Here is a 20,591-nt window from a genome sequence, read left to right as displayed (position 1 = left end):
TCATTTTTGAGTAGTTAATTTTTCGAACCAACAGGTTCTTAGTGAAAAACAACAAAATAAGGAAAATATAGAATGGCTAAGGGGCAATCTCTGCAAGATCCATTCCTGAACGCTTTACGACGTGAAAGGGTCCCGGTTTCTATTTATTTGGTCAATGGCATCAAATTACAGGGTCAGATTGAATCTTTTGACCAGTTTGTCATTTTACTGAAGAACACGGTGAGCCAGATGGTTTATAAGCATGCCATCTCTACTGTTGTGCCTTCCCGTCCAGTGTCTCATCATGGTAACAACCCGAATGTGCCGACTGGCGTTGGTAATTATCATGCTGGCACGAACTCGGCAGTACAACAGGAAAGCGATGGCGCTGAATAAATCAGCCGCCGTGCCTGAAAATAAAAACATAGGTAGGGAGACTTTACCTATGTTTTTTCTTATTGGATTTTTACTCAGCCTGAGGGGTTGCACCGTTGTTTGATCGTTATGAAGGCGGAGAGTTAGCCGTTCTGGTGCATGTTTTCTTCTCACAGGAAAAAGATACGGAAAATCTCAGTGAATTCGAGTCATTGGTAACTTCCGCAGGTGTTTCTCCTGTGCAGATTGTAACCGGAAGCCGGAAGGCACCTCATCCGAAATATTTTGTCGGAGAGGGCAAGGCAGAGGAAATTGCTGAAGCTGTCAAAAACAGCGGTGCAGATGTGGTGTTATTTAACCATACCCTCAGTCCTGCTCAGGAACGTAATCTTGAACGCTTGTGCCAATGCCGTGTCGTTGATCGCACGGGCGTGATTCTGGATATTTTTGCCCAACGGGCAAGAACGCACGAAGGCAAGTTGCAAGTCGAACTGGCACAGTTGCGTCATCTGTCCACCCGTCTGGTTCGAGGCTGGACTCACCTTGAACGCCAAAAAGGGGGGATCGGGCTGCGTGGGCCTGGGGAAACCCAGTTGGAAAGTGACCGCCGTATGCTGCGTGACAAAATCAAACAGATTTTGGGGCGCCTCAACAAAGTTGAAAAGCAGCGTGAACAGGGGCGTCAGGCACGTAATAAAGCCGATATCCCCACCGTCTCTCTTGTCGGTTACACCAATGCCGGAAAGTCCAGTCTATTCAATAAAATCACTTCTGCCGATGTTTATGCGGCTGACCAGCTTTTTGCCACTCTGGATCCGACATTGCGCCGAATAGAGGTGGATGATGTTGGTACGGTTGTTTTGGCTGATACAGTGGGTTTTATCCGCCATTTACCCCATGATTTGGTGGCAGCGTTCAAGGCGACTTTGCAGGAAACTCGGCAGGCGAGATTATTACTGCATGTGGTTGATGCGGCTGATCCTCGCTTCGATGAAAACATTATCGCTGTTGACTGTGTTCTTGAAGAGATTGAATCCAATGAGATCCCTTCGCTGATGGTGATGAATAAAATCGATATGTTAGAAGATTTTATTCCCCGCATTGATCGTGATGAAGAAAATCGTCCGGTCAGAGTTTGGTTATCTGCACAAACCGGCGCAGGTATTCCTTTATTATTGCAGGCATTGACTGAGCGCCTTTCAGGTGAAATTGCGCACTATAAATTGCATCTCCCACCTGAAGCAGGGCGTTTGCGTAGCCGTTTTTATCAGCTTCAGGCCATTGAACGTGAATGGATGGAAGAAAATGGCCAGGTTGGTGTTGAAGTCAGAATGCCAATGGTCGATTGGCGCCGTCTGTGCAAACAAGAACCAAAATTACCCGACTATGTTGTCTGATTGATTGGCGCAGGACAACAAACAAGGTATCATTTTATCCGTCATTTCAAGGTGCTTATAGTGATGGAGTGGCAGAGATGAAATGGCGGTGATGAAATGACTGTGCCAGAATTGCAGTAACAGGATCAGCACTGTCAAAAGTTATCACCCAATAATATTGGTTGCTTACAAAAACGATGAAGTTCGTCGTTTCTGCCCACGGAGGCCGTTGTCAAACCTGTCAGGGACAGGCAACGGTCTGTGAAGTGGGAAGCCTCACCCATCTGGGTGGAGAGCAGTCACCTCTGAAAAACCAGTAAAAACTAGAAAGTGGAGCTAAAACATGGCGTGGAATCAGCCCGGTAATAACGGACAAGACCGCGACCCGTGGGGAAGCAGCAATAATAATGGCGGCAACTCCGGCGGCAACAATAAAGGTGGTCGTAACCGTGGGGCAACTGATCTCGACGATCTGTTCCGTAAGCTGAGTGAAAAACTCGGTGGTCTCGGTGGAAACAAAGGTGGAAATGGTTCTGGGCAGAACCCTAAACTTGGCGGGCGTCTTATTGGTCTTGCCGTTGCTGCTGCAATTGCTGTTTGGGTTGTTAGTGGTTTTTATACGATTAAAGAATCGGATCGTGGTGTCGTTACTCGATTTGGTAAGTTTAGTCATGTTGTACAGCCCGGCTTGAATTGGAAAATGACGTTTATCGATCAAGTCAGGCCTGTTAACATTGAGTCTGTGCGCGATTTGGCAACGACCGGTGCCATGCTGACCTCAGATGAAAACGTGGTATTGGCTGAAATGAACGTCCAATACCGCGTGACTGATCCATCCGCTTATCTCTTCAGCGTTACCAATCCTGATGATAGCTTGCGTCAAGCTACAGACAGTGCCGTGCGCGGTGTTGTTGGTAAATACTCGATGGAAACCAACCTGACGGAAGGACGTACTGTTGTCCGTAACGATACTCAGAAAGTGCTGGAAGAGACGATCCGTCCATACCATATGGGCATTACTGTGGTCGATGTAAACTTCCAGGCTGCCCGTCCGCCAGAAGAGGTTAAAGCTGCATTCGATGATGTGATCGCAGCACGTGAACAGAAGCAGCAAACCATTCGTGAATCTCGAGCTTACGAGAACGAAGTATTACCTAAAGCGAAAGGTGAAGCGCAGCGTATTATTGAAGATGCCAAAGCCTATAAAGTTAGCGCGGTATTGAATGCGAAGGGTGAAGTGGCGAGTTTTGCCAAAATCTTACCTGAATATAAGGCGGCGCCAGAAATTACGCGTGAACGTTTGTATATCGAGACGATGGAACGTGTGTTGAGCAATACACGTAAAGTTATTGCAAGCGACAAGAGTAACAACGTGCTGTTATTGCCATTAGATAACGTGGTGAAAGATCAGGCGAAAGTTCAGCAACATATATCCAGTAACACGGCAGTGCAGAAAATGATCCGTCAGAATCAACCTACGCCACAACGGGAATCTAACACTTATGGTGGTAGCGATAACCTGCGCGGTGATTCGGTCAGAACAGGGAGACCATAATCATGCGTAATTCACTCATTGTTGTAATTATTGCGGTATTGGTTGTTCTCTATTCATCAATCTTTACTGTAAAAGAAGGTGAACGTGGCATTGTACTGCGTTTTAGTAAGGTTGTACGTGATGCAGAGAATAAACCGATCATTTATGAGCCGGGCCTGCATTTCAAAATTCCGTTTGTAGAAACAGTTAAAACCCTTGATGCCCGTATCCAGACGATGGATATCAAGGCTGACCGTTTCCTGACACGTGAAAATAAGGACCTGATCGTTGATTCTTATTTGAAGTGGCGCATTAATGATTTCAGCCGTTACTATCTGGCTACCGGTGGCGGTGATATTAACCGGGCTGAAATAATGCTGAGACGTAAATTCAGTGACCGCTTGCGTTCTGAAATTGGTCGTCTTGATGTGCGCGGTATTGTGACTGATTCCCGTGGTCGTTTAACTACCGATGTGCGTGATGCCCTGAATCAGGGGACTCACGAAGAGAATGATGCAACAGATGTCGATACTGCCATTGCATCGGCTGCGGCCTTGGTAGAAAAAGAGACGAAAGGCAAGCAACCTGCCATCAATCCAAACAGTATGGCGGCGTTAGGTATTGAGGTTGTTGACGTTCGTATCAAACAGATCAACTTGCCACAGGAAATTTCAGAAGCGATTTACCAGCGTATGCGTGCTGACCGTGAAGCCGAAGCGCGTCTCCTGCGTTCCGAAGGTTCGGAAGAAGCGGAAAAGATCCGGGCTGCTGCTGATAAAACAGCAACTGAAATCAGGGCAGAAGCACAGAGTGAAGCACTGGTTTTACATGGTGAAGGTGATGCGGAAGCCACAAAACTCTTTGCGGATGCATTCAATCAGGACCCCGAATTCTATGCATTTATCCGTAGCCTGCGTGCTTACGAGAAGAGCTTCAAGAATGACGGTAATGATGTCATGGTACTCAGTCCAGATACTGACTTCTTCCGTTATATGAAAGCCCCTGCGAAGTAATGTCCTCTTAACTTACTGTAAGCCACTGTAGAAAAAGACAGTGGCTTTTATATACCGCTATAATTACCAATTGTTTATTCATTATCCTATTTATATAACTAAAAGAAATAACAAGAAGTAATAAAAAATACTGAAAGGTGCTAAATGAGATGGTAGAATCCATTTTTAAGCAACCGAGTGAACTTTTGAAATGAGTAAGAACGTTGTCGTATTGGGCACCCAATGGGGTGACGAGGGCAAGGGTAAAATCGTCGACTTGCTGACTGAACGGGCTAAATACGTAGTTCGTTATCAAGGGGGCCATAACGCGGGCCATACACTAGTCATCAACGGTGAAAAAACCGTTCTCCACTTAATTCCATCCGGGATCTTACGTGAAAATGTCATTAGCATTATCGCAAATGGGGTCGTTTTAGCACCAGATGCTTTGATGAAAGAGATGAAAGAGCTTGAATCACGTGGGATCCCTGTACGTGAGCGCCTGCTTATTTCTGAAGCTTGTCCGCTGATCCTGCCTTACCATGTTGCATTGGATAACGCCCGCGAAAAAGCGCGTGGAGCCAAGGCGATTGGGACAACAGGTCGTGGTATTGGTCCTGCGTACGAAGACAAAGTCGCACGCCGTGGCTTGCGTGTGGGTGATCTGTTTGATAAAGAAACTTTCGCTGTCAAACTGAAAGAAATCATCGACTACCACAACTTCCAGTTAGTTAACTACTACAAAGAACCTGCCGTTGATTACCAGAAAACCTTAGATGACATTTTGGCTGTTGCCGATATCCTGACGGGCATGGTAGTTGACGTTTCTGACTTGCTGTATAAAGCAACCCAGAAAGGTGAATTGGTAATGTTTGAAGGTGCGCAGGGTACTCTGTTGGATATCGACCACGGTACTTATCCTTATGTGACTTCTTCCAACACCACTGCGGGTGGCGTTGCAACGGGTTCTGGCCTGGGTCCACGTTATGTTGATTATGTACTGGGTATCATCAAGGCTTACTCTACTCGTGTAGGGGCTGGCCCATTCCCAACTGAGCTGTTTGATGAAACAGGTGAATACCTGCGTCAAAAAGGTCAGGAATTTGGCGCGACGACAGGTCGTAGCCGTCGTACAGGCTGGTTGGATATCGTAGCTATTCGTCGCGCGATCCAAATCAACTCTCTGTCTGGCTTCTGCATGACCAAACTGGATGTGCTGGATGGCTTGAAAGAAGTGAAAATCTGCGTGGGTTATCGCCTGCCTGATGGCACGGTCATTGACACGACGCCACTGGCCGCAGAAAACTGGGAAGGTCTTGAAGCAGTCTATGAAGCTCTGCCTGGTTGGGATGACAGTACTTTTGGCGTGAAAGATCACAGCCAGTTGCCACAAGCAGCATTGAACTACATCAAACGTGTAGAAGAGCTGACTGGCGTTCCTGTTGATATTATTTCTACAGGCCCAGATCGTGCGGAAACCATGATCCTGCGTGATCCCTTTGATGCTTAATCGATAGATTCACCTTTTATGCGCACATGACCGGGCTTATTGCCCGGTTTTTGTTTTCTCCCGTTTTGCTTAATTTTTAAAATACCCACATAATGATGATTAACTAACGAAAACCAATAAACATACATTTTTTGGTGCCAAATAAGCTCCGTTATATTCAGTCTCCCAGAGGTGAGTGTGCAGTTAACCAGTTTTACCGATTATGGATTACGTGCTTTGATTTATATGGCCTCTCTACCAGAAGGCCAAATGACGAGTATTACAGAAGTCACTGAAGTTTATGGTGTCTCACGTAACCATATGGTAAAAATTATCAATCAACTGAGTCATTTAGGATTAGTGAATGCTGTCAGGGGGAAAAATGGCGGCATCAGTTTAGGGAAACCTGCCAACGAGATCAAAATTGGTGATGTAGTTCGCTCATTAGAACCTCTGTCATTGGTTAACTGTAGTGCCTGTCAAATCACGCCTGCATGTCGCTTAAAGTCGGTCTTGAATCAAGCGGTAGAAAATTTTTTGGAAGAGTTGGATAAACATACTGTGGCCGATATGGTCAAAGACAATCGTCCCCTTTATCAATTACTTTTGGTTAAGTGACGCAAGGGGATAAACAGCTTGCTGATGACAATAGAGGAATGATGATGTCAAAAGATCCTTTTCAGGAACGAGAAGCTGCAAAATACGAATCTCCTATCCCAAGCCGTGAATACATCTTGGATATCATTTCTAAACACGCCACGCCGGTAAGCCGTCAGGAACTCGCACAGGAACTTCAGTTAACCACTCCAGATGCACTGGAAGCACTGCGCCGCCGTTTGCGGGCAATGGAACGTGATGGGCAGTTGGTTTTTACCCGCCGGCAATGTTATGCGTTACCAGAGCGGCTGGATTTATTGAAAGGCACGGTGATTGGACACCGCGATGGCTATGGTTTTCTGCGTGTGGAAGGCCATAAAGAAGACTATTACCTGCCAGCCGACCAGATGAAAATGGCGATCCACGGCGAGGTGGTACTGGCACAGCCCTTGCAACCAGACAGAAAAGGTCGCGTTGAAGTGCGTATCGTGCGGGTTTTGGAACCCAAGAATAGCCAGATTGTTGGCCGGTATTTTATGGATGCTGGTATGGGATTTGTCGTCCCTGATGATAGCCGTCTCTGTTTCGATATCTTGATCCCAAAAGAAGCAACTTGCGGGGCAAGAATGGGGAATGTCGTGGTGGTTGAATTGACAAATCGCCCGACTCGTCGGACTAAAGCCATCGGTAAAATTGTTGAAGTGCTGGGTGAAACCATGGGAACGAACATGGCGGTTGAGATCGCACTGCGTACCCATGAAATTCCCCATAGTTGGCCTCCGATGGTAGAAAAACAGATTGCGGGTTTGGCTGAACATGTACCGGAATCGGCCAAACAAGGCCGTGTAGATTTACGAGCGTTGCCGTTGGTGACGATTGATGGCGAAGATGCACGAGACTTTGATGATGCGGTGTATTGCGAAAGAAAACGGGGTGGCGGTTGGCGATTGTGGGTAGCGATTGCTGATGTCAGCTACTATGTTCGCCCGCAAACCGCTTTGGATATGGAAGCACGCAGCCGTGGTAACTCGGTTTACTTCCCATCCCAGGTTGTCCCTATGCTGCCGGAAGTACTGTCTAACGGGTTGTGCTCCCTCAATCCAGAAGTTGATCGCCTGTGTATGGTGTGTGAAATGACGGTCTCCGACCAGGGCAAGCTCTCTTCCTACAAGTTTTATGAAGCGGTGATGAATTCACACGCCCGTTTGACCTATACCAAAGTCTGGAAGATTTTGCAGGGGGATCAAGAGTTGCGTGAGCACTATAAGCCGCTGGTGCAACCTATTGAATATCTGCATGAGCTTTATCAGGCACTGGAACAAGCGCGTGAACAGCGTGGCGCTATTTCGTTTGAATCGGAAGAAGCCAAGTTTATCTTTAATGCAGAGCGTCGCATTGAGCGCATAGAACCCGTGGTACGCAACGATGCGCATAAACTTATCGAAGAGTGTATGATCCTGGCGAATATTGCCGCAGCCCGTTTTGTTGAAAAACACCATGAGCCAGCGTTATATCGCATCCATGATCGACCAAGAGAAGAGAGTATCCTGAACCTGCGTTCAGTCTTCAATGAGTTAGGATTGAGTTTGTTGGGTGGCCTGACACCAGAACCGAAAGATTATGCGCAATTGATGAAACAAGTCGCGGATCGCCCCGATCACGAGTTACTGCAAACGATGCTGTTGCGCTCTATGAAGCAGGCGATCTATGAGCCGGAGAATCGGGGGCATTTTGGTTTAGCATTGCGCTCTTATTCTCATTTCACTTCGCCAATCCGCCGCTACCCTGATTTGGCTTTGCATCGTGCGATTAAGTACTTATTGGCACAAGAAAAGGGTGTTATTGAGCATAACGGGACGCCAACAGGGGGTTGGCACAACGATATGGAGCAAATGCTGCAATTGGGTGACCACTGTTCCATGACTGAGCGCCGTGCTGACGAAGCGACAAGGGATGTGGCCGACTGGCTGAAATGTGATTTCATGCAAGATCAGGTGGGTAATGTTTTTACCGGATTGATTACCAGCGTGACAGGTTTCGGTTTCTTTGTTCGCTTAAATGATCTGTTTATTGATGGCTTGGTACATGTTTCGACGTTGAATAACGATTATTATCGATATGATAACGTCGGCCAGCGTTTGATTGGTGAGTCTTCTGGAACAACTTATCGCCTCGGTGATGAAGTCGAGATTCGGGTGGAAGCGGTTCATATGGATGAACGCAATATTGATTTTGCCTTACTTTCAACAACCCGTACAGCGCGTAATCAAGGCAAGACGGCACGCGATAAGGCGAAAAAAGGTACGCCAGAGCGTAAAAGTGGTAAAAAAGGTCGTGATCATAAAAAATCAGCCAATTTTGAGTCAGATAGCGCCTTTCGTAAAAAGAAAAGTACGGAAAAGCCTAAAGAATCTAAGCCAGGCAAAAAGAAAAAACCGTCAAGCAAGACTCAAAAAATTACGGCAAAACTGAAAGCGAAGCGTGCAAAAAAAACGCAAGCTGATCGCGAGTAAAAACGAGCCGGGAAAAATTAATCCGTACAATCATCAAACAGGGTGGCTTCTGCCGCCCACTATTTTCGGTATCTTAAAGATATTAGTGAGTTAGGTATCAGTGAGTCATGAGTGAAATTATCTACGGTATCCATGCCGTTAAAGCCTTGCTGGAGCGCGATCCACAACGTTTCATGGAAGTTTATGTGTTGAAAGGGCGTGAAGATCGCCGTTTAACCCCATTATTGCAGGAGTTGGAAAGTACCGGTATCGCAGTACAAATTGCCAACCGCCAATGGTTGGATACCCAAACAGAAGGGGCCGTTCATCAAGGGATCATTGCTCGAGTCAAGCCAGGGCGTCAGTATCAGGAAAATGATCTGCCGGATTTGTTATCTCGGCGGGAGCGCCCGTTTCTGCTGGTACTGGATGGTGTCACTGATCCCCATAACCTGGGCGCTTGCTTGCGTACCGCAGATGCGGCGGGGGTTGATGCCGTTATTGTTCCCCGTGATCGTTCTGCACAATTGAATGCTACCGCCAAAAAAGTGGCCTGTGGTGCGGCAGAAAGTGTACCGCTGATCCGTGTGACTAACCTTGCCCGAACCCTGCGTTTACTGCAAGAACACAATGTCTGGATTGTCGGAACGGCGGGTGAAGCCACGCATGATTTATACGAAAGCAAGTTGACGGGACCGATGGCGCTGGTGATGGGCGCGGAAGGTGAGGGAATGCGTCGATTGACGCGCGAACATTGTGACGAATTGATCAGTATTCCCATGGCGGGTTCAGTCTCTTCTTTGAATGTATCGGTTGCAACAGGGGTATGCTTGTTTGAAATTGTGCGCCAGAGAAGTGCCCGGTAATTCTTTATTGAGTTTTTTGTATTGTACGGGTATAGTGACGCGTCGATTTTTCAGCCGTACTAAACACGTTCCTTGCCTCCATGGGCCACGGCTGACCCTGACAGGAGGCTGAATAATCCGTAAGGAGCAATAATGCGTCATTACGAAATCGTTTTTATGGTTCACCCTGACCAAAGCGAACAGGTTCCGGGCATGATCGAGCGTTACAGTGCGACTATCACTAACGCGCAAGGTCAGATTCACCGTCTGGAAGACTGGGGTCGTCGTCAACTGGCTTACCCAATCAACAAACTGCACAAGGCTCACTACGTTCTGATGAACGTTGAAGCGCCACAAGAAGCGATTGATGAGCTGGAAACTAACTTCCGCTTCAACGACGCCGTTATCCGCAGCATGGTTATGCGCGTTAAGCACGCAGTAACTGAAGCATCACCAATGGTTAAGGCTAAAGACGAACGTCGCGGCCGTGATCTGGTCTTGGAAGAAGACTTGGTTGATGATGCTGATGAAGCTGGGGATTCTGAAGAGTAATTACCGTGACAACCAATCGTTTGGTGCTCACAGGCACAGTGTGCAAGGCACCGATACGAAAAGTCAGTCCATCTGGTATTCCACATTGTCAGTTTGTGCTTGAACATCGTTCACAGCAACAGGAAGCCGGATTCAGCAGGCAATCATGGTGCAGAATGCCCGTTATTGCCAGCGGACAGTTGTTACAGGAATATACTCGCAGTATAACGGTCGGCAGTCGAATAACTGTTTCAGGATTCATTAATGCCCACTATGGGCGCAATGGTCTTAGCAAACTGGTTCTACATGCCGAGCAGATTGAATTGATAGATTCTGGAGACTAGCCAAATGGCACGTTATTTCCGTCGTCGCAAGTTCTGCCGCTTCACCGCGGAAGGCGTACAAGAGATCGATTATAAAGATATTGCTACGCTGAAAAACTACATTACCGAAAGCGGTAAAATTGTACCAAGCCGTATTACTGGCACTCGTGCAAAATACCAGCGTCAGCTCGCTCGTGCTATCAAGCGTGCGCGCTATCTGTCTCTGTTGCCTTACACTGATCGTCATCAGTAATAGGCTCAGTCCATTAACGACTCTGAGAGGATAAGGTAATGCAAATTATTCTGCTTGATAAAGTAGCGAACCTGGGTAGCCTGGGTGACCAAGTTAACGTTAAAGCGGGTTATGCCCGTAACTTCTTAGTCCCACAGGGCAAAGCTGTTCCTGCCACTAAGAAAAACATCGAATTCTTCGAAGCTCGTCGTGCTGAACTGGAAGCTAAACTGGCTGACGTTCTGGCAGCAGCGCAAGCTCGTGCAGATAAAATCAACGCACTGGGTTCTGTCACTATCGCTTCTAAAGCGGGTGACGAAGGTAAACTGTTCGGTTCTATCGGTACTCGTGATATCGCTGATGCAGTGACTGCGGCTGGCGTTGAAGTATCTAAGAGCGAAGTTCGCCTGTCTAACGGCGTTCTGCGTACTGTTGGTGAACACGAAGTTCACTTCCAGGTACACAGCGATGTATTCGCACAATTGAACGTTAACATTGTTCCAGAAGCTTAATCGTTGATTAGCTGAAGAACATGTGACAAAAAACGCCGGCAATGCCGGCGTTTTTTGTTTTGTGCCGAAAAAACTGCCCTAAATATCAGGCTCAACAGTCGTTATACGCCAATAATTGGTGTTTACATTATTATTACCCACCTTCACGCGTTTACCCATCCGGACGGTGCTGTTATGCTTGAGTTTTCACTCATTTAATAACAGGTACTTTCATGACAAAACCTTCTTTTGAGTCTATTGAAGCGCGGGCAAGTTACGGTATTGGTTTGCAGGTTGGGCAGCAGTTACAGGAATCGGGTTTACAAGGGTTAGAACCAGAAGCCCTGTTGGCAGGACTGTGTGATGCGCTGGAAAGCCGTTCCCCTGCTATTCCTGTAGAAGAGCTGCATCGTGCGCTACGTGAAATTCATGAACGTGCTGATAGTGTTCGTCGTGAACGTCAGCAGGCGATGGCAGAAGAAGGCAAAAAATTTCTGGCAGACAATATTCAGCGTGAAGGCGTAAGCAGTACTGAGTCTGGCCTACAATTTTCTGTCCTGACACAAGGTGAAGGCGCTATCCCTGCCCGTACTGACCGTGTTCGCGTTCACTATACCGGCCGCCTGATCGATGGCACTGTCTTTGATAGTTCAGTACAGCGCGGTACACCGGCAGAATTTCCTGTCAGTGGTGTGATTCCGGGTTGGATTGAAGCGTTGACCTTGATGCCAGTCGGTTCCAAATGGGAACTCTATATTCCGCACAATCTGGCTTATGGTGAGCGTGGGGCAGGTGCATCCATTCCACCTTATAGCACGCTGATTTTTGAAGTGGAATTATTGGAAATTCTGTAACTTATTGAATAGCCGGTTAACCGGCTATTTTTTGGATGTATTTGGAAATGATGGATGAATAAAATATTCGCCATTCCGGTAAATAATGCGTTAAAAATGGTGCTTCAAATGGTATAGCCAAACAACAAACGCAGAGGTGTATGATGCTACAACAGATCTGCCAATTGGCACGGGAAGCAGGCGCGGCGATCATGGAGGTCTATCAGGCTGAGAAACCGTTGCAAGTAAAGCATAAAATGGATGATTCACCTGTTACTGCTGCGGATATTGCCGCTCATCAGATCATTAAAGCGGGATTGTTGCACATTGCACCTGATATCCCGTTGTTATCAGAAGAAGATCCACCTGCATGGGAAGAGCGGAAAAATTGGCAGCGTTATTGGCTGGTTGATCCATTAGATGGCACGAAAGAATTTATTCGCCGCAATGGTGAATTTACCGTCAATATTGCATTGATAGAAAATGGTGTACCTGTGATGGGGGTTGTCTATGTCCCGGTACAGAATGTCTTATATTTAGGGCAAGGGCGCCAGGCATGGAAAGAGACCAATGGTCAGATGCTTCCTATTAAAATTATGCAGGCGAAGCCTCCCGTTGTGGTAGTCAGCCGTTCTCACAAGGACGATGAGGAATTGCAAGACTATCTTTCCCAGCTAGGGATACACAATACACTTGAGGTAGGATCTTCACTTAAATTTTGTATGGTTGCCGAGGGAAAAGCCCAACTTTATCCACGCTTTGGGCCGACTAATATCTGGGATACGGGTGCCGGCCATGCCATTGCTATTGCTGCTGGGGCACATGTGACGGACTGGGAAGGGAAAACCCTCAATTACACGCCGCGTGAATCTTTCCTGAACCCAGGGTTCAGAGTCAGCGTTTTTTAATACGAAAGCGATAATGTGAAGGTGATAATGGCTCACAATGGGGGAACCATTATCACTGTACGGTATTGAATAGGCTATTTTTCCAATTCTTCTTTAATTAGGCTGATAACGTGTGTAATGTCTTCGTCACTTAATTTGCCATCTTTGACGAATTTCACCTTACCGTTTTTATCCAGCACAATGATTGCCGAACTTTTGGGTTCCAGTCCCCAGGCCTTTTTAACCAGCCCGTTACTATCGACAATGAATTGTGACCACGGGAACTGTTTTTTGCTGTCTTCAATACTATTGCGAACAAAAATACCAGTACCAAAAATAGCATCATCGGTATTCACGATGCTGGTGGTTTGATATTTATCCTTGGGTAAATCAGCATCCTTCAATGCTTGAATCAAGGGATCATTCATCTCTTTTGCGGAACTACGACCGGCAATATGTTGGATAGTCCTGACTTTTCCCAGAAGTTCGGTATTGCTCCAATTTTGGTAGTTGAACTTACCCTCGTTTAGCAACAGCTCACCCTTATCTGTCACGCTGACAGCGGGAACAGGTTGTTCTAAGGTGATGTTATGAGCGAACGCAAATATTGACGTTATACTCAATATTGCAGATAACCCGATCTTTATTAACATATTGTTTTTTAACATATTTATTCCTTATTTGTCATGGCGTGGCATGTTATCAGGGAATGACATATTCAGCATAGCGCTTGTTAACTGGTCTGTCCTCAATAAAACAAACAATTTGATAACATTTGGAATAATGTACTAAGTAAACAAGAGGATGATGCAATATAATGCTCATTAATATCATTATATTATATCAAAATAGTGATTGAATCTTAATATTGAGGGGAACAAATTTCCATATACGTAGTCTATACAGTTGGCATAACAACGATGCATTTATGGAGTCACTAGATACGATGCCGTAGCAATAGTACCGTAAGAAGCATGGGAGGAAAAAACAGAGATGAAAATTTTTCGCCATTATAACTCAATGAAAATTGCTCTCTACGTAAAAACCCTATTTCGTGGGCGGTTATACATTAAGGACATGGGCGCGTTTGAATTCAATTATGGAAAGATTTTACCCCCGAAAATCAAAGATAAACGCCATTTCCATGTGATGAGTGAAGTTAATCAGCAAGTATTGCGTTTACAGACTGAAATGGGGTGACTGTTTGTCATTGCTCATCGGTTAATAGCAATGTAATAAAATCAATGCGATATATAAAATGAGTATAATAAACGGCCTTGCGGCCGTTTTTTGATGGTATTCAGCTAGTTTCTGAGTGTGGGCGGGAAGCAGATCCCCGTCCCCCCTAAGCCACAATACCCTTCGGGGTTTTTGTGGAGGTATTGCTGGTGATAATCCTCGGCAAAATAGAATGGCCCTGCTGCACGAATTTCCGTCGTGATGGTGCGTTGATCATTATTTTGCGTCAGCGCTTGCTGGTATTGTTCCCGGCTGGCAATGGCCTGTTCATACTGTTGTGGTGAAATCGGGTACAGAACGGAACGGTATTGAGTACCAATATCACCATGTTGACGCATACCCTGAGCAGGATCGTGATTTTCCCAGAACAGGGTGAGTAATTGAGAATAGGTAATTTGGGTTGGATCAAAAACGATCCTGACTACTTCGGCATGACCCGTCAAGCCAGTACACACTTCTTCATAAGTTGGGTTTGGCGTAGTGCCACCGCTGTAACCTGCGGAAGTCGTGTAAACGCCGTTCTGTTGCCAGAAAAGACGCTCTACGCCCCAGAAACATCCCATGCCTACATAGGCGATTTCCATCTTTTCAGGAATGTTCTCTATCGCATGCTGTGTAATGTCATGGTAGGGTGATACGGTTAATGGAGTGGTTCTACCCGGTATGGCATCTGGTGCAGAAACATGTTGTTTTTCATTGGTTGAATTTGGCAAGATTCTCTCCTCTATATCCACAAGTTTTATGATTATATGTTGCTTGTATATTGTTAAAACTTTACCAGAATTAATTCATTGCGGCATTTTTATGTTGTTGAATTTTATTCAACAGATAGATAAATATTAGGAGTTCGAGTGTCACGATATCCCCTCATATTTGCGCTTTTTTTCTCTATCGTCACGCCATCAGCTTATAGTGCAAATTTACGATTGAAACTGGAGGGGCTTTCTGGCGAATTAGAAAAAAATGCCAGAGTGCAACTTTCAAATATCAGTACCGATGAAGTTGCTCCTGATGGCCGTTTTCGTGCCCGTGTGGAGAAAGCGATACGACAGGGGCTTCGTCCATTGGGATATTATGCTCCCACTGTCGAGTTTACCTATCAAGAGAATATTCCTCCTGCCCGTCCTGTTTTAACTGCAAAGGTGACACTGGGTGAACCTGTAAGGGTCGCTAAAGTGAATGTTGCTTTGGAGGGAGGCGCTAAAACAGATAAAGATTATGCCGCCCTGATCAAAAAAAATAGGCCAAAAGAAGGGACAATACTCAACCACGGTGAATATGAAGATTTTAAAAGTTCATTGACGAATCTGGCAGTTAAGAAAGGCTATTTTGATGCCTTAATGAAAAGAAGTGAGTTGGGGGTAGCAAAAGATCTGCACGAATCTATTTGGGATTTTGATTTCGATAGCGGCCAGCGCTATCGTTTTGGGCCAGTGGCATTTCACGGTTCGCAAATTCGTGAAACTTACCTGGATAACCTTATTCCTTTCAAATCAGGCGAATATTATACCTCAGAACAATTAGCCGAATTTAATCGTCGTTTGGTCGATACCGGATGGTTCAATTCTGCGGTTGTTGTGCCCGATTTTAAAACAGGTCGTGAGAGTAAAGATAAGGTATTGCCATTAAATGCGTCCTTAGTGCCTCGTTCTGCCAACTATGTTGAATTGGGAGGCGGTTATGGAACGGATGTCGGGCCTCGTGTTCAGGCTAAATGGAAAAAACCGTGGCTTAATCCGCGTGGACACAGTTTGAGTACCAGCCTTAACCTTTCTGCACGCGATCAAATCATTGACGCATCCTACAAAATGCCGCTTAAAGTCAACCCACTGGAAGAATATTATCAGTTACAAACGGGTTATCGACGTAAAGATATTAACGATACTATTTCGGATACGGCAACGTTGAATCTTTCCCGTAATTGGGATCGTTTTACGGGTTGGCAGTACAGCGTTAATCTGCGCTGGAGCCTGAGCCACTTTACCCAGGCTAAAGTCACCAATACTACCATGCTGCTTTATCCGGGATTCAGTCTCAGTCGCATTCGCCAGCGTGGTGGCACGATGCCTTATTGGGGGGATAGCCAGCGTTATTCGATTGATATTTCTGATACAACCTGGCAGTCCAATGTCGATTTTTTGGTGTTACAGGCACACCACGTCTGGATAAGAACTTATCGGGAGAATCACCGTTTTGTGGTACGGGCAGATTTGGGCTGGATAGAGACGAATGAATTCGACAAAGTGCCACCGGATCTGCGTTTCTTTGCCGGGGGGGATCGCAGTATTCGGGGTTATGAGTACCAGAAAATCTCACCAAAAGACAGTGCAGGGAAATTAGTCGGGGCATCAAAATTGGCGGTTGGCTCGCTGGAGTATCAATACAATATTTATGGTAATTGGTGGAGTGCATTGTTTGTCGATTCCGGTGAAGCGCTGGATGACATCAGAAAGAATAATTTTAAAACCGGTGCGGGAATTGGCGTGCGCTGGGCATCACCGATTGGACCGATAAAATTTGATTTGGCAACGCCAATCGGAGATCCAGATAGTCATAATGTGGAATTTTATATTGGTTTAGGGGCTGAACTATGAAGTGGGCAAAAAGGGTGAGTATTGCTTTCCTGCTGATTGTTAGCCTGTTATTGGTGGCAGTTGCCGGGCTGGTTGGCACGCAAACAGGCTTGCATTTGGTGATCAACAGTGCAGCACGTTGGGTTCCCGGATTGGATATTGCGGGAGTCAGCGGAACCTGGCGCGATTTAACGTTAAAAGGCGTCAAATATCAGATGCCGGGGGTTAACGTTAATGCGGATAATTTGCACCTCTCTATCCGGCTCTCCTGCCTGAAACACAGCCAGGTGTGTGTCAATGCTTTGACCACTGAAGGTGTTACTGTTTCGGTGAATACCGCTGAATTGCCGCCCTCGGCACCTACGACTGAATCGGCACCATTGACTGAATTGCAAACACCGTATCCTGTCTCACTGGATTTGCTTTCCTTGAAAAACATTCATGTGCAGGTAGATGGGATCGCCATTGCGTTGGATGAATTTAAAACGGCAGCTCAGTGGCAGGAAAAACGACTGATATTAAAACCGACGGAAATTAATAACCTGTTAGTGGCATTGCCAAAAAGTGCACCTGAAAAAATCGGTATAACACAAAAAGTTAGCCAGCAGGCTAAACCGGAAAAATCTCTGGGCGAAACGTTGAAAGCGCTGTTTGCCCAACCGTTGTTAACAGAGTTACCCCATATTCCCATTCCGCTTGATATCACGCTGGAAAGCATCCACGGCAGTCAGCTTCATTTAACCGGTGATACTGATATTAAGGTTAACGATTTATGGCTACAGGCCAGTAATCAGGGGCAGGCAGTCGAGATAAAAACGTTAAGTGCACAGACACCGGAAGGCTTACTGGCGATACGGGGGACGGCAAAACTGGCTGAACAATGGCCAGTGAATCTGGTGGTTAAGGGTCAGGTCGATAATTTAAAACATATCAATCTGGATGACTTAACCGGCCAACAGATTGATTTGACGCTAAAAGGTGCGTTATTACAGCAGCTTGATCTCGCATTGCATCTTTCCGGCCCTGTTGCCGCCAGTTTGACCGCCCAGACTGAATTGGCAAAAGCCGGCTTACCTGTACGTCTGACAGTGAACAGCCAGCAACTGCAATGGCCGCTGCAAGGCAAGCCAGAATATCAGCTTGATGGCGTCAAGTTGCGCCTGAATGGTCAAGCCAGTCACTACGATCTTTCTCTCCGTTCGGATATTAAGGGCCATGATCTTCCGCCGGCATCGTTAATGTTGGATGCAAAAGGCAATGAAGAATTACTGAAGTTAACGCGTTTGCGTTTGGTGGCCTTGCAAGGTAAAGCCGATATGGTCGGCGTGGTTGATTGGAGTAAAGCCATTAGCTGGAATGCCAAACTCATTTTGGAGGGTATTAATACGGCCAAACAGTGGCCGGAATGGCCCGCCAGGCTAGACGGTAACTTGGCCGTGCGTGGCAGCCTGTATGGCGGAAGCTGGCAGCTCCGGATCCCTGAAATTGTCCTTGATGGTCATGTGAAGGAGAATGCCATCAAAGCCCGTGGCAAGGCATCGGGTAACGCAGCAGGCCAGTGGGATATTCCCCAACTCGATCTTGCCGTTGGGCGTAATACGCTGAATATACAGGGGCAGCTTACGGATCAGGCGTGGAAACTGGATGGTGAAATTAATGCACCGCAATTAACGGGCTTACTGCCGGGTCTGGCTGGCTTTATTACAGGTGAAATCAAACTGCGCGGCAATATGCAAGCCCCCCAAATCATGGCGGATTTGAATGCACGTGGGTTGCGTTGGCAGAATGAGTTAAGGGTGGATAGCGCCACGATCAAAGGTAATGTACGTTCGGCTGAACAGCTCCAGGGACAGTTATCGGTTGTTGTGCGGCAATTGCAGCAGGCGGATTTAACCATCAAGAACCTGACGCTCAACGCGCAAGGCACAGAAAGGAAGCATGATTTACAACTGAAAATCGAAGGCTCGCCGGTATCAGGCCAATTAGCACTTCATGGCAGCTTTGATCGTCAAAAGGAGCACTGGCAAGGCAGTATCAACCATACTGATTTTAATACGCCTGTCGGTGAATGGCGTTTAAGCAAAGCGATAGCCATTGATTACTTCAACTTGCAACAAAAGGCCATCGTGGGCACTCACTGTTGGCTTAACCCCAATGCACAACTTTGTATTGCAAAACCCATTGAGGCGGGAAGGCGCGGTCATGCTCAAGTGGCACTTGAACGCTTTGATCTGGCTATGATCCGACCATTCCTTGATAAAAGCACCCAACTTAAGGGCGTATTCAATGGTAATGCTGAGATCAGATGGACAGCAGAGCAGGGGTTGCCCCAGGTAAAAGTGGCGCTTCAAGGGAATGGGGTACAAATTCGCCAGGTTGTGGAAGGTAATACATTACCGGTTAATTTTGACACACTCACCTTGAATGCAGGGCTGGCAGATGGCAAGGCGAATTTGGCATGGTTATTCAAGTTGGCTGGCAATGGGCTATTGAAAGGCGATGTGCAGGTCGCTGATTTAGAAGGCAGCCGAAAATTAGCGGGGAATGTCGATATTCAGGCACTTTCCTTAGGATTGGTTAAACCGATTTTGGGTAAAGGTGAAAAAGCGGAGGGGGGATTAAGTGCGAATTTACGTATTGGTGGTAATGCCAGAAACCCGCTGCTATTTGGTCAACTTAACGCGAACGCCCTGCAAATGAGCAGTCATTGGCTGCCATTCGATATCACCCAAGGCCAGTTAGCCGTTCATTTTGCCGGTGCCAGCTCTGATATGCATGGCATGATTAGAACGCCCAAAGGGCAACTAAACCTGAATGGTTATGCTGACTGGCGCAACGTGAATGCCTGGTATGCCAGAGTGACAGCTAATGGTGACCAGTTACGTATCACGGTTCCGCCGATGGGGAAGGTGGATGTCAGCCCAAATTTGGTGCTGGAGGCAGAACCAAACCTGTTGAAACTTGACGGTAATGTAAATATCCCGTGGGCACGTATTACGGTTCAGGAGTTACCGGAATCAGCGGTAGGTGTTTCGGCTGATGAAGTGATGCTGGATAATCACCTCCAACCAATTGAGAAGAAAAAATCACCTATTTTGATACAAAGTAACTTAAATGTTCATATTGGCAATGATGTGCGCCTGAGTGCATTTGGTTTGAAGGCGCAGCTTAAAGGCGATCTGAAAGTCCTTCAGGATCAGCAGGGATTAGGCTTGAATGGCCAGATTGATATTCCGGAAGGGAATTTCCACGCTTATGGGCAGGATTTGCAGGTGCGTAAGGGAACCATTATGTTCTCTGGCCCGCCCGATCAGCCATTATTGAATATTGAAGCTATCCGTAATCCAGAATCGACAGCCAACAAAGTCATCGCGGGTGTGCGTGTTACCGGATTGGCAGATAAACCGAAAGTAGACGTTTTTTCTGATCCAGTAAAATCTCAACAGGAAGCCTTGTCTTATTTGTTACGTGGTCAGGGGTTGGAAAAAGGGGATTCTGACAACTCACAAATGGCGGCTATGCTGATTGGATTAGGGATTGCTCAGAGTGGTCAATTAGTCGGTAAGATTGGGGAAACTTTTGGTGTCTCTGATTTGGCTCTGGATACTCAAGGGGTGGGTGATAAATCCCAGGTGGTTGTCAGTGGCAGAATTACCAACGACTTACAAGTGAAGTATGGTGTGGGTATTTTTGATTCTTTGGCAACATTGACATTACGTTATCGTGTGATGCCAAGATTGTATCTGGAGGCAGTATCTGGTATTGATCAGGCTTTAGATCTGCTCTATGAGTTTGAGTTTTAA

Annotated in this window: 19 protein-coding genes; 17 read left to right on the top strand and 2 right to left on the bottom strand. The window is 46.4% G+C overall.

Annotated elements, in window-relative coordinates; all coding sequences use genetic code 11:
* Positions 1 to 72 precede the first annotated feature (72 nt).
* The 14 genes from hfq to cysQ all read left to right on the top strand — a co-directional run bounded on the left by hfq (position 73) and on the right by cysQ (position 12,997).
* A complete protein-coding gene (gene hfq, locus AAY47_RS00410; protein WP_047766282.1) occupies positions 73 to 375 on the top strand; it encodes an RNA chaperone Hfq in 303 nt (100 codons plus the stop codon).
* A 95-nt stretch (positions 376 to 470) separates the two neighbouring features.
* The gene (gene hflX, locus AAY47_RS00405; RefSeq protein WP_047766281.1) at positions 471 to 1,751 is read left to right on the top strand and encodes a ribosome rescue GTPase HflX; all 1,281 of its coding nucleotides are present in this window, start codon (positions 471 to 473) and stop codon (positions 1,749 to 1,751) included.
* A 322-nt stretch (positions 1,752 to 2,073) separates the two neighbouring features.
* Positions 2,074 to 3,285 carry an FtsH protease activity modulator HflK gene (gene hflK, locus AAY47_RS00400; protein ID WP_047766280.1) on the top strand — a complete coding sequence of 404 codons (1,212 nt, stop codon included), beginning with the start codon at positions 2,074 to 2,076 and terminating at the stop codon, positions 3,283 to 3,285.
* Positions 3,286 to 3,287: 2 nt separating this feature from the next.
* On the top strand, positions 3,288 to 4,277 hold the full coding sequence (hflC, locus tag AAY47_RS00395; protein ID WP_047766279.1) for a protease modulator HflC: 990 nt from the start codon (positions 3,288 to 3,290) through the stop codon (positions 4,275 to 4,277).
* A gap of 190 nt (positions 4,278 to 4,467) precedes the next feature.
* A complete protein-coding gene (locus AAY47_RS00390; protein WP_047766278.1) occupies positions 4,468 to 5,766 on the top strand; it encodes an adenylosuccinate synthase in 1,299 nt (432 codons plus the stop codon).
* A 177-nt stretch (positions 5,767 to 5,943) separates the two neighbouring features.
* Complete coding sequence (gene nsrR / locus AAY47_RS00385; RefSeq protein ID WP_047766277.1) at positions 5,944 to 6,363, top strand: nitric oxide-sensing transcriptional repressor NsrR; 420 nt, start codon at positions 5,944 to 5,946, stop codon at positions 6,361 to 6,363.
* A gap of 44 nt (positions 6,364 to 6,407) precedes the next feature.
* Entirely contained in the window at positions 6,408 to 8,855 is a 2,448-nt protein-coding gene (rnr, locus tag AAY47_RS00380) for a ribonuclease R (protein ID WP_047766276.1), read from the top strand.
* A gap of 107 nt (positions 8,856 to 8,962) precedes the next feature.
* Positions 8,963 to 9,700 carry a 23S rRNA (guanosine(2251)-2'-O)-methyltransferase RlmB gene (gene rlmB / locus AAY47_RS00375; protein ID WP_047766275.1) on the top strand — a complete coding sequence of 246 codons (738 nt, stop codon included), beginning with the start codon at positions 8,963 to 8,965 and terminating at the stop codon, positions 9,698 to 9,700.
* A 132-nt stretch (positions 9,701 to 9,832) separates the two neighbouring features.
* Positions 9,833 to 10,231 (top strand): 30S ribosomal protein S6, encoded by a 399-nt coding sequence (gene rpsF, locus AAY47_RS00370; protein WP_047766274.1) that lies wholly within the window; start codon positions 9,833 to 9,835, stop codon positions 10,229 to 10,231.
* Positions 10,232 to 10,236: 5 nt separating this feature from the next.
* Positions 10,237 to 10,554 carry a primosomal replication protein N gene (gene priB / locus AAY47_RS00365; RefSeq protein ID WP_047766273.1) on the top strand — a complete coding sequence of 106 codons (318 nt, stop codon included), beginning with the start codon at positions 10,237 to 10,239 and terminating at the stop codon, positions 10,552 to 10,554.
* A 4-nt stretch (positions 10,555 to 10,558) separates the two neighbouring features.
* Entirely contained in the window at positions 10,559 to 10,786 is a 228-nt protein-coding gene (rpsR, locus tag AAY47_RS00360; RefSeq protein WP_000135199.1) for a 30S ribosomal protein S18, read from the top strand.
* 38 nt (positions 10,787 to 10,824) lie between these two features.
* A complete protein-coding gene (gene rplI, locus AAY47_RS00355; protein ID WP_047766272.1) occupies positions 10,825 to 11,277 on the top strand; it encodes a 50S ribosomal protein L9 in 453 nt (150 codons plus the stop codon).
* A gap of 212 nt (positions 11,278 to 11,489) precedes the next feature.
* Complete coding sequence (locus AAY47_RS00350; RefSeq protein WP_047766271.1) at positions 11,490 to 12,110, top strand: peptidylprolyl isomerase; 621 nt, start codon at positions 11,490 to 11,492, stop codon at positions 12,108 to 12,110.
* Positions 12,111 to 12,253: 143 nt separating this feature from the next.
* Positions 12,254 to 12,997, top strand: coding sequence for a 3'(2'),5'-bisphosphate nucleotidase CysQ (gene cysQ, locus AAY47_RS00345; protein WP_047766270.1), 744 nt, complete (start codon positions 12,254 to 12,256; stop codon positions 12,995 to 12,997).
* A gap of 74 nt (positions 12,998 to 13,071) precedes the next feature.
* Here cysQ and AAY47_RS00340 read toward each other — a convergent pair whose 3' ends face one another.
* Positions 13,072 to 13,644, bottom strand: coding sequence for a YtfJ family protein (locus AAY47_RS00340; RefSeq protein WP_047766269.1), 573 nt, complete (start codon positions 13,642 to 13,644; stop codon positions 13,072 to 13,074).
* Between the two features lie 325 nt (positions 13,645 to 13,969).
* Here AAY47_RS00340 and AAY47_RS00335 point away from each other — a divergent pair, with 325 nt between their 5' ends.
* Complete coding sequence (locus tag AAY47_RS00335; RefSeq protein ID WP_047766268.1) at positions 13,970 to 14,176, top strand: DUF1107 domain-containing protein; 207 nt, start codon at positions 13,970 to 13,972, stop codon at positions 14,174 to 14,176.
* A 104-nt stretch (positions 14,177 to 14,280) separates the two neighbouring features.
* On the opposite strand, the gene msrA is transcribed toward AAY47_RS00335, so the two are convergent.
* Complete coding sequence (gene msrA, locus AAY47_RS00330; RefSeq protein WP_047766267.1) at positions 14,281 to 14,928, bottom strand: peptide-methionine (S)-S-oxide reductase MsrA; 648 nt, start codon at positions 14,926 to 14,928, stop codon at positions 14,281 to 14,283.
* Positions 14,929 to 15,066: 138 nt separating this feature from the next.
* On the opposite strand from msrA, the gene tamA reads away from it, so the two are divergent.
* Positions 15,067 to 16,809: an autotransporter assembly complex protein TamA gene (gene tamA / locus AAY47_RS00325; RefSeq protein ID WP_047766266.1), complete on the top strand. Its 1,743-nt coding sequence runs from the start codon at positions 15,067 to 15,069 to the stop codon at positions 16,807 to 16,809.
* On the top strand, positions 16,806 to 20,591 hold the full coding sequence (gene tamB / locus AAY47_RS00320; RefSeq protein ID WP_047766265.1) for an autotransporter assembly complex protein TamB: 3,786 nt from the start codon (positions 16,806 to 16,808) through the stop codon (positions 20,589 to 20,591). Before tamA ends, tamB begins: the two co-directional genes overlap by 4 nt.

The organism is Xenorhabdus griffiniae (assembly GCF_001028135.1).
GTDB lineage: Bacteria > Pseudomonadota > Gammaproteobacteria > Enterobacterales > Enterobacteriaceae > Xenorhabdus > Xenorhabdus bakwenae.
Note: the sequence above shows the minus strand (reverse complement) of the source record. Positions and strands in the feature narration are given on the sequence as shown.

Excerpts from the sequence above, each read along its gene's own strand:
- hfq (WP_047766282.1), top strand. The coding sequence starts at position 73 with ATGGCTAAGGGGCAATCTCTGCAAGATCCATTCCTGAACGCTTTACGA.
- hflK (WP_047766280.1), top strand. The coding sequence starts at position 2,074 with ATGGCGTGGAATCAGCCCGGTAATAACGGACAAGACCGCGACCCGTGG.
- hflC (WP_047766279.1), top strand. The coding sequence starts at position 3,288 with ATGCGTAATTCACTCATTGTTGTAATTATTGCGGTATTGGTTGTTCTC.
- AAY47_RS00390 (WP_047766278.1), top strand. The coding sequence starts at position 4,468 with ATGAGTAAGAACGTTGTCGTATTGGGCACCCAATGGGGTGACGAGGGC.
- rnr (WP_047766276.1), top strand. The coding sequence starts at position 6,408 with ATGTCAAAAGATCCTTTTCAGGAACGAGAAGCTGCAAAATACGAATCT.
- rlmB (WP_047766275.1), top strand. The coding sequence starts at position 8,963 with ATGAGTGAAATTATCTACGGTATCCATGCCGTTAAAGCCTTGCTGGAG.
- rpsF (WP_047766274.1), top strand. The coding sequence starts at position 9,833 with ATGCGTCATTACGAAATCGTTTTTATGGTTCACCCTGACCAAAGCGAA.
- rpsR (WP_000135199.1), top strand. The coding sequence starts at position 10,559 with ATGGCACGTTATTTCCGTCGTCGCAAGTTCTGCCGCTTCACCGCGGAA.
- rplI (WP_047766272.1), top strand. The coding sequence starts at position 10,825 with ATGCAAATTATTCTGCTTGATAAAGTAGCGAACCTGGGTAGCCTGGGT.
- AAY47_RS00350 (WP_047766271.1), top strand. The coding sequence starts at position 11,490 with ATGACAAAACCTTCTTTTGAGTCTATTGAAGCGCGGGCAAGTTACGGT.
- cysQ (WP_047766270.1), top strand. The coding sequence starts at position 12,254 with ATGCTACAACAGATCTGCCAATTGGCACGGGAAGCAGGCGCGGCGATC.
- AAY47_RS00340 (WP_047766269.1), bottom strand. The coding sequence starts at position 13,644 with ATGTTAAAAAACAATATGTTAATAAAGATCGGGTTATCTGCAATATTG.
- AAY47_RS00335 (WP_047766268.1), top strand. The coding sequence starts at position 13,970 with ATGAAAATTTTTCGCCATTATAACTCAATGAAAATTGCTCTCTACGTA.
- tamB (WP_047766265.1), top strand. The coding sequence starts at position 16,806 with ATGAAGTGGGCAAAAAGGGTGAGTATTGCTTTCCTGCTGATTGTTAGC.